The organism is Ruegeria sp. HKCCA4008, from assembly GCF_013033125.1.
In the GTDB taxonomy this organism is placed as follows: Bacteria; Pseudomonadota; Alphaproteobacteria; order Rhodobacterales; family Rhodobacteraceae; genus Ruegeria.
In genome coordinates, this window is record NZ_WQDM01000002.1 from 624,010 (window position 1) to 636,191 (window position 12,182).

Below are 12,182 nucleotides of genomic sequence, written 5' to 3' on the forward strand. Positions count from 1 at the left end.
TCCCAATGCAGTACGCCAATAACCGCTGGCAATGACGTAAATGAAAGGCGGCTTCTGACGATGAGAAGCCGCCCTTTGTCTTTCGTTCTGACGCAGTTGCCTAGTTGCCTGCCGACTGCAATCTCCGACGGTCAGCGGCGGTTGCATTTCTCTCAACGACAGTCCGGTTGTATGGGTCTTTCAACTCATACCGGCCAAACTCGATCTCTTCTTTCCAGCCATTGGCATAGTTTACTTCGATGTTGTTGCCCTGGCGTTCGATTTTTGTGGGTCGACTTCCAGCAGTGCCGCCTTGCCCTGAAGAGCGCACGTTGTCGATGGAGATACCATTAGCCAATGACCGGAGCCTTGAGACATCGGCGCCTGTCGCCAGCCGTTCTTCCACAGTGCGGTTCTGAGCATTCTTTCTTTCATACCGACCGTTTTCGATTTCTTCCTTGGTTCCATCGGCATAGCGCACTTCGATGCCGTTGGCGTTCGTCTCAACCTTCGTTATGCCGGCAGAGCGTGATGATCCGCCGCCTGACCGGGATTGATCCTTTTTGCCGCTGCCTCGATTTGAACGCTTCGAGTCATCATCATCGTCGTCATCGTCATCGTCGTCGCGACCACCTTTGCCGGATCCGGAATTGTCGTCCCGATCATCGTCACGGTCATCATCCCTGTCGTCGTCCCTATCACCGTCCCTGTCGTCGTCGCGATCACCACCGCGACCACTGTTGCCCGACCCCGAGTTGTCGTCCCGTTCGCCGCCACGATCATCCCCCCGGTCATCATCGCCACCATCTCCATCTTTTCCGCTGCCACTTTTGGCAAAGGCATAGGCTGGTTCAAGGGTCAAGCGACCTTCCGTGTCAAACTTCGGCACGTAAGGCGTCGCGGCAATCAACGAAGCCAGTGCTGCTGTGCTGAGAAGCTGGCCCAGTTTTCCTTGAAGTTTCATTTTTTCGCCTCCAGTTCTGTTCGACCCAATTCATGGTGTCGGTGACAGATTATCCGGGGCTTTGCGTCCCGACATCGGGCTTAAGTCTGATGAATTGCGGGCCGAACGTCCCATCCATGACCACGACTTGCGTCGCATTCGATTGCACCGAGTGGTTTAAGAAACCTGGCTGGGTTTTGCTCCGTTGCCCTTCAACTCGTCATCGGGTTCGAGATGAATGAAAAAGACAGAGCCCGGATAAAGACGTTCCAATGCGTGTTCGATTTCATTGCAGATGTCATGGGCTGCGCTGACCGACATTGCGCCGTCCACAACGAGGTGAAACTCGACGAAGATGACATTCGCGGATCTGCGCCCCTTGAGGTCGTGATATTCCAGCGCAGCACCTAGGTTGCTTTCAATGGTGCTGGAAACTACCTGCAAGTCATGGTCAGAAAGGCTTACATCCATCAGCCCGTCAACGGACGCACGAATGACTTTCCAACCTTCCCACAGGATGTTCAGCGCGACCAGTATCGCTAGGATCGGGTCAAGGATCAGCCAGCCTGTGACAAGTGCAAGTATGAGCCCCGCGATGACACCCGCTGACGTCATGACATCTGTAAATATGTGCCGCGAGCTTGCCTCCAATGCAGGTGAACCTTCGCGCCTGCCGATTTTGAGCAACAAGTAGGCCCATGCGCCATTCACACCCGTTGCAATGACATTGACGGCGATTCCAAGAAAAGGCGCATCCTCAAGATGTGGGGTGGGAAGGGCCAGCCCGGCCTCTCTGATGATCAAGAACGCCGCCAACACAATCAATACGCCCTCGACGACGGCGGAAAGATACTCGGCTTTCTTGTGACCAAAGGGGTGGTTTTCATCAGGGGGCTTGTTTGCAACCCGAACCGCGAAATAAGCCAGCAGGGCCGCTGCGACGTTGACGGTGGATTCCATCGCGTCCGACAACAACGCCACCGAACCTGTCAGCCACCAGGCCAGCAGCTTCAGGGCCAGTACCGCCAGGGATATCGGAATGGACCAAAGCGCGATCTTTTGTGTCATTTGGCCACGACCCTCAAACAATCTTGAACGGACACCCGGGCGATTGCTGCGCTCCGGTGCCCAGAACGTAAAACAGGAGTTTGGCGAAAAGGGAATAGGCCTTGCGGCTTCGTGCTGACGGCTGGCAAGGACATCTGGCATCCGATACATGGCGCCAAAGAGGGTTACTCTGACGGCGAGCCTGTCGGTGACGCGGGCACGGCCTTGAGATAGGCCGCAATCGCCAGACGGTCGTCATCCGTAAGGCGGGATGTGTTTTCGATGACTTCAACCATCTCGCCACCCGCGCTGTCATAATCCGGCGTGAAGCCGGATTTCAGATATTCGGCAATATCAGCCTCGGACCAATCCAGTTGTGCAGAAGTCAGCCCGGGGATGCGTCCCTTTCCGCTGGGGTTTGGTGCACCTGTCAGCCAGAGATCGCGTTTCAGGCCTCCTAACCCGTTACGCGGCGTGTGACATTCTGCGCAATGTCCCAACGCCTCTACCAGGTATCGGCCTTGAATTTGCTGGTCAGTCAGATCGCCTTCCACAACCCAGCCCGGTTTCAGATACAACAGCTTCCACCCGCCCAGCCCGCGTCGAATGTTGAAGGGAAAGCCAACCTCGTGCGCTGCGCTTTGGGTTGGAACCGCCGGCAGAGTGCCGAGGAAGGCATGCAGTGAAACAACGTCCTCGGCTGACATGTTGGCGTAGGACGTATAGGGAAATGCGGGGAAATAGTGCTGTCCTTCGGGCCCGGTCCCGTGAAGCAGAGCATTGGCCAGATCCGATGCGGACCACGATCCGATGCCGGTAACCGGATCACTGGATATGTTCGGGGCTATGAACGTGCCGAAATCCGACGCAAACCGACGGCCGCCAGCGAGTACCAGCTTTTCCTCACCCGTTGCGTTCGGTGCAGAATGGCAGGACGCGCATCCAGCCGCATAAAACACCGCCTCACCTCGACTGAGATCAGGGACAATCCCGTTCAGTTGTGTCTGGTCAACTGTTTTCGGATGGGTCAGCACCAAACCGACCAACCCGACCAGTACAGCGATACCTGCGGCGAAAATGAACAAACGCCGCATGGCCCGCGCTCCATTAGTCTTTCGGCGCCCTGTAAGCTTTGTGACAGGCCGAGCACGATCCGCCCAGATCACCCATCGCCGCCTTCAGGGCACCGACATCCTGGCCTGCCGCCACCTGCATCGCAACGGCGGCTTCAGCCATGGCCTGACCTTTTGCACTTACATCCGGGAAGTTCTCCCAGATGGCTGGCAAGGCTCGGGTGGACGGGTCGGACGCATTGTCGGATCCGGCAGGCCACATCGCGGATTGATCGATCTGCGTCAGCACAACCAGGTTGTTCGCGGCCCGTGTTGCTGCCTCGGCATCATATTCAACCTCTCCCTTGGCCATGCCGCCCAATGTGCCAAGATTGAAGGCATAGAGCTGCATGATTGAGGTCCGAGCCTTCACCGCAGGATTTTCGCTTTCATGGGCGATGGCTGATCCAATGATGGCTACCGACAACAAACCTGTAGCAACGGCCGGGATTTTCTTGATCATTGTGCGTCTCCCTGTTCAATGCGTCGGATATTAACCTGAACAATTTTTCTTGTAATTGTTTGTTATTCGTCGTTCCTTGTTAATTTATGCACAACCAAAACTGGGATGATCTTCGATACGCGCTGGCCGTAAGGAAACACGGATCACTGAATGCGGCTGCCGGGGCGCTGGGTGTCACTCATGCAACGGTGCTGCGCAGAGTCGCCGCGCTTGAAAAACGTTTTGGATGCGTGATCTTTCAAAAACACCCGTCAGGGTACACCGCCCTGCCCGAGGCCAGAGCAATTCTTTCGGCGATGGAAAGCGTTGAAGAGGCCGTACTTTCCGTAGAGCGGGCAATAGTGGGGGCAAACCGGTCCCCCGCGGGTCAGGTCCGCATTGCGTCCACGGACAGCCTTTGCCAGCTTGTACTGCCCCAAATACTAACCGAGATATCGCGGCTCTACCCCGACTTGGAACTGACTTTGTTAAGCGGCAACAGCCATCATGATCTGTCGAGGCTGACCGCAGACATCGCCGTGCGACCCTCGATCAAACTTGAGGAAGGGCTTGTCAGCGAACGTGCGGGAACCCTGTCATTCGGTGTGTTTGACGACGGTTCCCCAAACCGAAAGTGGATGAGGCTTGATGGGGCGCTGAGTCGCTCGCTTCCCGCCAAATGGCTGGCCGAACATGTCAGCGCCGATGAAATGACCAACGGGGCAGATAGTTTCCTTGTGCTTCAGCAGATGGCGGCCTCCGGGGTCGGCAAAGCGTTTCTGCCCTCGTTTATCGGGAACGCGGATTCTCGGCTTCATCGGTCGTCAGATATTGATCCCGGAATAGAAGTTCCGCTCTGGGTGGCGACACTGGACGAGATAGCGCGCACTCCGAGATTTGCCATCGTGCAAAGAGCTTTGGTAGAACGCCTGTCCATTGCTCTGCCGGGGTGAAAAATCAAAAGAATTTGCCGGTATGTGTGGCTCCTCCGAGAACGGCTTTGGGCCGATGCGCTGATTGCCTGGACGGAGTTTTGAGTGAACTCGGTGCACCTCTTGCGAAGCCGCGCGTGCTTTCTGTCCGCCATCTGCGCGATTGCGCGATCAAAGGGTCTGACATGATCCAAGTTTCGAATCCGAAAGCTGATGAGTTCAGACCAAGGTCGGTGGCGCGGTCAGGGATTGTCGTTCATAGTTGAACACGAAATGAGACCCGAGATTTCCGATCTGTCAGTTCGCAATTGGTCATTGTCGCGAGTTTTTCTTGCGGCTTGCATTGTCGTGATGGGAACGGCCACCGCGATAGTTGGCGTATGGGTGTCAAATCGGATCGAGAATGCAGTTGTGCAAAATTCTGCCAATTCCGCAGCGCTGTATATGGAGAGCATCGTATCCCCTCTCAGCCAGGAACTTGCATACGGGGATCGTCTCTCAGATCAAGCAAGGCGGGCACTGGACGAAATATTCATGACCCAGCCAATGCGGGACCGCATTGTGTCCTTCAAGTTTTGGAAACAAGGCGGCGTGATCGCGCACGCGTCGGATCCAACCATCATTGGACGCCGTTTCGACCCGACTGACGATCTGAGCCGAGCCTGGAGCGGAGAGATTTCGGGTTCTTTCGAAGATCTCGACCATGCCGAAAGCGCCGCAGAAGCAGCACTTGGGATCCCGCTGCTTGAAGTGTACAGCCCGATCCGCGAACTCTGGTCTGGAGATATTATTGCAGTTGCAGAGTTTTACGAGAAAGCTGAACAGCTGGAAGTTGATATGGCCAAAGCCCGCCGGACAAGCTGGCTGGTCGTCGGGTCAGCGTTTGCGGCAAGTACAATCGTACTGTTTTCCATCGTGGCAATCGGTGACAACACCATTCGACGCCAGGGGCGCCTGTTGGAGCGGCGTCTGAAAGAGAGTGAGCAGATGGCAGAGCAGAACGCCAGGCTGCGGTCGCGCGTGGTCGAAGCGTCGGAACGATATGCCACGCAAACAGACCGGTTTCTGAAGAAGCTTGGTTCCGAGCTTCATGACGGTCCCGCTCAATATCTGTCCCTCGCGGCCCTCAGGTTGGAGGCGGCTTTCTCGGACAGGCCTGAAAAGCCCGCAGAGGCCGAGGAGATTCAACAGTCTTTGCAGAAGTCCCTGGCCGAAATTCGCGCGTTGTCGCGGGGGTTGTCCGCTCCGGACATCGACAATCTGGCGCTGATTGATGTGGTGAAAAGAGCGATAGAAGATCACTCGGAACACAGTCCGTTGCGGCCGGATGTTTCACTTCAGGGAAGCCAGACGATCGAGTTGTCCGTGTCCGACAAGCTGTGTGTTTTCCGGTTCCTTCAGGAAACGCTTTCCAACGCCGCCAGGTATGCTCCGAATTCTCGATGCACCGTCATTTGCGAGGCGCATAACGATCGGGTCGTCATTCAAGTCAACGATGACGGGCCCGGATTTGACCCCTCGGACGGAAAAGTACTGCGTGACGATGGAGGCCAGGGGCTTTTGGGTTTGCAAGATCGGGTTGAGAGTATCGGCGGCAGGTTCGAAGTCAGGTCAAGCCCTGGCAAAGGAACCTCTGTCACAATGACACTATTTCCCAGAAAGATGAGTACGTCATGACAACATCTGTCGTAATAGCGGATGATCACCCGATTTTCAGGGACGGTTTGCACCGGACATTGGACGAAGCCGATGGGTTCGAAGTTCTCGCTGCCGGCTCGAGCGCGGATGAGGCAATTTCACTTGTCGGCATTCATCAACCTGACATCGCCATCCTCGATCTTTCGATGCCCGGAGGCGGCATAAATGCGACGCGAAAAATCGCGGCCATGGCAAATCCGCCATTCATCGCGATATTGACGGTCTCGGAAAACAACAGTGACGTTGCGGATGCTTTGGAAGCAGGGGCAATCGGCTACATCGTCAAAGGTGTGACAGCCAGCGAACTGACGGCCTCACTGCGCAGCATCGCCGCAGGTGAAGGTTTCGTGTCGCCCGGGCTGGCCTCGCGCGTGCTGCTTCAGATCAACAGAGAGGCGGAGAATTCCAAGGATAGTGATGTCCTGGATGATCTCACGTATCGCGAGGAAGAAATACTTCGACGTGTGGCGAAGGGGATGAGCAATCGGGAGATCGCAGATCAACTGGATCTTCAGGAAAAAACCGTAAAGCACTATATGACGGCAATCCTGTCCAAGCTCCACGCCCGAAACCGGGTCGAGGCCGCGCTGATCGCACACGATGCTTGGGGCAAGACCAACTAAACCATGGGTCAAACGTGATTGCATGCTCAATGCTGGCCCTATCGCTTCGAAAAGCGTGTGCACCCGGGATCTGAGATTTCAGTTTCGTGCCAGCAAATCTAGTTGGTGGCAAGCTTTGTTGCACATGTTCGCCCTCGCGCTGTACCACCTCAAAGCGCACGCCCAAAGTGATCTGTCGGTCAGGGCCCTGGCGACACTGGCCGCGACCGGATGGCGTGGTTCGGCGGATTTTTTGGCCTAACTCGTAGGCCTGTGTTGGAATCCATCCAAATAGGGGTCGGATTTGAGACGCTTGGCCGCAAAATCGACAAAGGCGCGCACTTTTGCAGACACGGTGCGGCCCTCTTGATGCACGAGATGGATGGGGATCTCGGGTGGTTCATACGAATTCAGAACGGTTCTGAGCCGCCCGTCCGCAAGGTACGGTGCCACCTGATAGGACAAGAGCCGCCCGATGCCATGCCCTTGCAGGGCCAGCTCGATCACCGCATCATTGGTGTTCATGCTGATGCGGGGACTTACACGTTTTGTCACGACCGTCTCACTCTTTTGAAAATGCCATTGGGCCGAGGGGTGCAGGGCAGTTGAATTAATGATGGCGTGACTGGCCAGGTCGTCGGGTGTTTCAGGTTCGCCGCGCGTATCGAGATATGCCGGAGCGGCAAACACGACCTGCCTCACCGCACCGCATCTCACGGCCATCAGGCTTGAATCTGCAAGGTTTCCAATCCTGATGCCGACGTCGAGGCCCTCATCAATCAGATTGACCACACGGTCCACATAAAGAGTGCGCGCGGAGAGCTTTTGATGCAGTTTCAGAAATTCTCCCAGAATCGGATTGGCGAACATTCGGCCGAACAACACCGATGCGGTCACGCTGAGTTCCCCGGTCGGTTCGGCATAGGATCCGACGGCGGCACGCTCTGCCTCCTCGAGATCCATCAGAATGCGTCTGGCATCTTCAAGGAATCTTCGCCCGCTGTCTGTCAGCATGACTGATCGCGTGGTGCGCACAAAAAGACGGAGCCCCAGGCTGTCCTCCAGCATGGAGACCAGACGGGTTACCGTTGGTGGCGACATATTGAGGTGGCGCGCTGCGGCAGCGAAGCCTTTCAACTCGGCCACCTTCACAAAAACGCTCAGAGCGTGAAATCTATCCAAACGACTATTCCATATTTTTGAATAATATATTGCCGAAAAGGGATATTCTGCAACACCAAAGCTTTGACTAGCTTCACCTCAAACCCAGGGCTCTGCCCGGCTGAGATGGAGAATTCAATGTCACGTCCTTTTGCAGAAATCAGTTTCACGCCTTCCGTACGTGCAACACAGGCCAGGAACGGATCGGCTGAAGGCTATGCAAAGTTTCTGGCCGGTGCCGTTCAGGAAGACCTCATCAGCCCGGTCGAAGCCAGCTTCATCGCGCAAAGGGACGGTTTCTATCAGGCGACCGTCTCTGAAACCGGCTGGCCTTATGTTCAATTCCGCGGCGGACCGGCAGGCTTTCTGAAAGTGCTGGATGAACGGACGCTGGCCTACGCGGATTTTCGCGGCAACCGGCAATATCTGAGCGCGGGCAACCTGCTGAACAACGACCGCATTTCTCTGATCCTGATGGACTATCCCAACCGGAGACGCCTCAAGATCTGGGGCCGGGCGAAACTTGTTGATGGCGCGGATGATCCGGCCCTGATGCAACATTTAAGTGACCCGAACTACAGGGGCCACCCAGAGCGGGCCATTGTGATCAAGCTTGAAGCGATGGACTGGAACTGCCCGCAGCACATCCCCCAACGCCTGACCCTGGAAGAGTTTGAAGAGCACATGGCGCCGCTTCGCGATGAACTGGCGGAACTGAAAGCTCAAAACGCAGAGCACAAAGAAAAGCCCGGCCAGCAACGCTGACCGATGCTGAACCCTGCGCGTTCAGACGCGCCCCCAAAACCCCAAGAAAGGAAATACCCATGTCGCGCAATCTGAAATCCATCCTGAGCGCCAGTCTTCTCGCGCTTACCATCGCGGTGCCATTAACTCCGGCCCCTGCAATCGCCAATGAGACTGGCATTGAAGCCACACAAGCGGTCAATTTCCGCGCCGAAAAAATCGGCGAGGTCAATATCGCCTATCGTGAGGCCGGAGACCCGAGCAGGCCAACCGTTCTGTTGCTTCATGGGTTTCCGACCTCGTCACATATGTTCCGCAACCTTATCCCCGAACTGGCCAAGCACTATCACGTGATCGCGCCCGATTTCCCCGGATTTGGGGCGTCGGACATGCCGCAAGCCGAAGACTTCGAGTATTCCTTTGCGAATATCGCCGAAATCATGACCTCCCTGCTGGATCGGAAGGGTGCCGATCAATACGCGGTCTATCTGATGGACTATGGTGCCCCGGTTGGATTCCGGATGTTTGCCGAACAGCCCGAACGGGTCACCGGCTTCGTCATTCAGAACGGCAATGCGTATGAGGAAGGGCTGCGCGAATTCTGGGACCCGATCAAAGCCTATTGGGCCGACCCCTCGAAAGAGAATGGCGACCAGCTTCGTGGGTTTCTTACTCTGGATGCGACCAAGTGGCAGTTCACCCACGGTGTACAGAGGCCCGAACTGATCAACCCGGACAACTATTGGCACGTCCAATACCTGCTTGATCGCGAAGGCAATCAGGAGGTGCAACTTGAACTTTTCCTGGACTACGGCACCAACGTTGCCGAGTACCCGAAATGGCAGGCGTTGTTTCGTGAGCATCAACCACCTGCGCTGCTGATGTGGGGTAAGAATGATCACATCTTTCCGGCCGAAGGCGCCCTGCCCTATCAACGCGACCTGAAGGATCTTGAGTTTCACCTGCTTGATACCGGACACTTCGCGCTGGAAGAATACGGGCCCGAGATTGCGGAACGGATGACTGCATTCCTGCATCGCATCACCGCCGCCGGCAACTGATGCGCAACTGGCCGCGCCTCGATCAAGGGCGCGGCCTCATGTTTGGAGACGATCAATGAACACGCAAGCAAACACCGCCAAGGAAGTCACGGTTGAAATCGTGCACGGGTTTGTCGACGGTGGCACCGGAGGAAATCCCGCAGGCGTCGTTCTGGACGCTGATGATCTGAGCCCGCAAGATATGCAAACCGTGGCGGCAAGAGTTGGATTGTCCGAGACAGCGTTTGTCTCGCGGTCCGAGACGGAAGGCTTCAAGCTGGATTTCTTCACACCGAACCGGCGCATAGCTCATTGCGGTCATGCAACAATCGCCGCCTTCTCTCACCTTGATGCGCTGGGCCGGATTACCAAACCCGATACGTCAAAGGAAACTGTTGATGGCCCCAGACGCATACTCATGAAAGACGGCGCCGCCTATATGGAACAATTGGCCCCACGCTATTCGGGTGCTCAGGAATGGATCGAAAAGGGCGTGAAACTCGACGATGTGCTGAGCTCTCTCGGGGTCGACAAAACTGACCTGGATCAGAGGTTTGCGCCGGTTTTGGTCAACACCGGCAACAGCTTCATCATCGTCGGTCTTTCGGATGCGGCAGGTCTTGCCAAAATCAGACCAGATTTGGCCAAAATCAAGCAAATCAGCGAGCAACTGGATCTGATTGGCTATTACGTATTCACGAAAGACCCTTCAATCACCAGCCGGGACGCTACAACCCGTATGTTCGCACCCAGATACGCGATAGATGAAGAAGCCGCCACGGGGATGGCGGCCGGGCCACTTGCATGCGTTTTGCATGATTTCGGCGGCGCGTCTCAGCGATCATTTGAAATCGAACAAGGGGTGTTTATGAACCCGGTAAGCCCAAGCCTGATAAAGGTCGATCTGGACATCGAGAATGGCGCAATCACGGGCCTCATGGCGGGTGGTTACGGAAAAGCCATGACCTCGGCCCGGATTGCTTTGTGACGCGGAAAGGCCAGGTGTGTCCGCAGCATCAGCTTCGGATGCGCCCAGGTCCTTGAACTCGAACAGGTTTCGTCCAAGGGTCCTGCGACGGGACCTTAGTCAGCGCAGTGCGAGGCCCGGTCGCCCGCAGCCCAAATTGAAACCGGCCATTGCGGACAATGTAGAAGCTTGCGATTCTCAATCCATGTTGTCCGGATCAATGTGGCGATCCGGCATGGGGCTGGCTTGATGCTCCTTTTCGACGAGAGAGTACAACTCGATGGATCCGGCAAGCCCTCGAACTTCGTGAAACCCGCAAGCAGAGAACAGTTCAGGCGAAGCCGCGGCAACGGCTGACGTCGCCAGAACTCTGTGGCCCAGGGATTTCGTCAATCCCTCAATACGGCTTGCGAGGTTGACTGCCCTACCCAGAACAGTGAAATCCAGCCTGCCAGGGCTGCCGATATTGCCATAGCTGACCTGCCCGACATTGATCCCGACGCCTATGTCCAACGGCGGCTTCCGAGCCTCTTCGCGGTGATGGTTGAGTGCGGCCAAACCGGTCAATACGCTTTGAGCGGCCCGCGCTGCCCTTTTGCATTGGGCGTTCAAATCCTCCTGTGTCGCAACGGTGAATATCGACAGAATGCCGTCTCCCATGAACTTGAGAATGTCGCCGCCATTCTCTTCGACAGACTGCACGACCAGATCAAAATATCCACTCAGCATGTCGAAAACGTCCTCTTCGGATGCCTTGTCCGAAAGAGCGGTGAAACCGCGCAGGTCAGAGAACATGACAACTGCGTCAAGGGTCGTGCGTTCCCCTCGCTTGATCCGCCCGTTCCACACAGCATCAGAGGGCCCATCGCCAAGATAGGTTCTCAGAAGACCTTTGGACGACTTGCGCATCGTGACCGGTTCCAGAGCAGAGGACAAAGCGGGCAATGCATCCTCAATCATTTTCAGATGCCGGGGCGAGAACCCTTCAGGCGACCGGGTGACAAAAGTGCATCCGTGCAACGATCCGTCTCCGTAATAAAGCAGCGTAGCGTAGTAATCGGTGCCACCCAGCTCAGCGAAATCAAGATATGATGAGTGCTCAGTCCTGGGATCTAATTGCCGCAGACTTTTGTGAAGTGGCTTCCGGTGTTCAAGAATGTATTCGAATGAGCTGCCGACATACCCATCCGTCAGCATGGTCTCATGTGTCACGTCATAGCTTTCGGTGCCATCCGGTGTCCAGACGATCCCCCATGCGATGAGCAGCGGATTGGCGAAACGCTGACCGATATTGACCCGCCAGAGCGGCACACCCGCCTCGGTCAGCGACGAACAGAAATATGACACCACTTTTTCCGGGTCATCCGAACGACGCCCCTCGGCAATCATCCAATTGGTCAGTTGGGCAATAGCATCCATAGTTTAAAACCAATCGCTTAGATAAGATCGTCAAGAATTTGGGTTCAGTGTTCGATCATATTATTCTAGCCTTTTTCTTACCCCGTCCAAGCCTGC

12 protein-coding genes are annotated in these 12,182 nt (G+C 55.9%); 6 read left to right on the forward strand and 6 right to left on the reverse strand.

The window, feature by feature from the left end:
• Window positions 1-100: 100 nt before the first annotated feature.
• The 4 genes from GOW60_RS21005 to GOW60_RS07380 all read right to left on the reverse strand — a co-directional run bounded on the left by GOW60_RS21005 (window position 101) and on the right by GOW60_RS07380 (window position 3,544).
• Window positions 101-943 (reverse strand): hypothetical protein, encoded by an 843-nt coding sequence (locus GOW60_RS21005; protein ID WP_217355495.1) that lies wholly within the window; start codon window positions 941-943, stop codon window positions 101-103.
• Between the two features lie 156 nt (window positions 944-1,099).
• Window positions 1,100-1,990 (reverse strand): cation diffusion facilitator family transporter, encoded by an 891-nt coding sequence (locus tag GOW60_RS07370; protein WP_171228774.1) that lies wholly within the window; start codon window positions 1,988-1,990, stop codon window positions 1,100-1,102.
• Window positions 1,991-2,154: 164 nt separating this feature from the next.
• On the reverse strand, window positions 2,155-3,063 hold the full coding sequence (locus GOW60_RS07375; protein WP_171228775.1) for a cytochrome c: 909 nt from the start codon (window positions 3,061-3,063) through the stop codon (window positions 2,155-2,157).
• 13 nt (window positions 3,064-3,076) lie between these two features.
• A complete protein-coding gene (locus GOW60_RS07380) occupies window positions 3,077-3,544 on the reverse strand; it encodes a cytochrome c (RefSeq protein ID WP_171228776.1) in 468 nt (155 codons plus the stop codon).
• Between the two features lie 86 nt (window positions 3,545-3,630).
• Here GOW60_RS07380 and GOW60_RS07385 point away from each other — a divergent pair, with 86 nt between their 5' ends.
• The 3 genes from GOW60_RS07385 to GOW60_RS07395 all read left to right on the forward strand — a co-directional run bounded on the left by GOW60_RS07385 (window position 3,631) and on the right by GOW60_RS07395 (window position 6,776).
• A complete protein-coding gene (locus tag GOW60_RS07385; protein WP_171228777.1) occupies window positions 3,631-4,476 on the forward strand; it encodes a LysR family transcriptional regulator in 846 nt (281 codons plus the stop codon).
• A gap of 513 nt (window positions 4,477-4,989) precedes the next feature.
• A complete protein-coding gene (locus GOW60_RS07390; RefSeq protein WP_171228778.1) occupies window positions 4,990-6,132 on the forward strand; it encodes a sensor histidine kinase in 1,143 nt (380 codons plus the stop codon).
• Complete coding sequence (locus GOW60_RS07395; RefSeq protein WP_171228779.1) at window positions 6,129-6,776, forward strand: response regulator transcription factor; 648 nt, start codon at window positions 6,129-6,131, stop codon at window positions 6,774-6,776. The genes GOW60_RS07390 and GOW60_RS07395 overlap by 4 nt, the downstream gene beginning before the upstream one ends.
• 237 nt (window positions 6,777-7,013) lie before the next feature.
• Here the strand turns inward: GOW60_RS07395 and GOW60_RS07400 are convergent, their stop codons facing one another.
• Complete coding sequence (locus GOW60_RS07400) at window positions 7,014-7,937, reverse strand: LysR family transcriptional regulator (protein ID WP_171228780.1); 924 nt, start codon at window positions 7,935-7,937, stop codon at window positions 7,014-7,016.
• 117 nt (window positions 7,938-8,054) lie between these two features.
• On the opposite strand from GOW60_RS07400, the gene GOW60_RS07405 reads away from it, so the two are divergent.
• From GOW60_RS07405 to GOW60_RS07415, 3 genes are read left to right on the forward strand one after another with little or no spacing between them, the layout of a single operon-like run.
• Window positions 8,055-8,681, forward strand: coding sequence for a pyridoxamine 5'-phosphate oxidase family protein (locus GOW60_RS07405; RefSeq protein ID WP_171228781.1), 627 nt, complete (start codon window positions 8,055-8,057; stop codon window positions 8,679-8,681).
• A gap of 59 nt (window positions 8,682-8,740) precedes the next feature.
• Complete coding sequence (locus GOW60_RS07410; protein ID WP_171228782.1) at window positions 8,741-9,721, forward strand: alpha/beta fold hydrolase; 981 nt, start codon at window positions 8,741-8,743, stop codon at window positions 9,719-9,721.
• 55 nt (window positions 9,722-9,776) lie between these two features.
• Window positions 9,777-10,688 (forward strand): PhzF family phenazine biosynthesis protein, encoded by a 912-nt coding sequence (locus tag GOW60_RS07415; protein ID WP_171228783.1) that lies wholly within the window; start codon window positions 9,777-9,779, stop codon window positions 10,686-10,688.
• Between the two features lie 177 nt (window positions 10,689-10,865).
• On the opposite strand, the gene GOW60_RS07420 is transcribed toward GOW60_RS07415, so the two are convergent.
• Complete coding sequence (locus GOW60_RS07420) at window positions 10,866-12,086, reverse strand: adenylate/guanylate cyclase domain-containing protein (protein WP_171228784.1); 1,221 nt, start codon at window positions 12,084-12,086, stop codon at window positions 10,866-10,868.
• Window positions 12,087-12,182 lie beyond the last annotated feature (96 nt).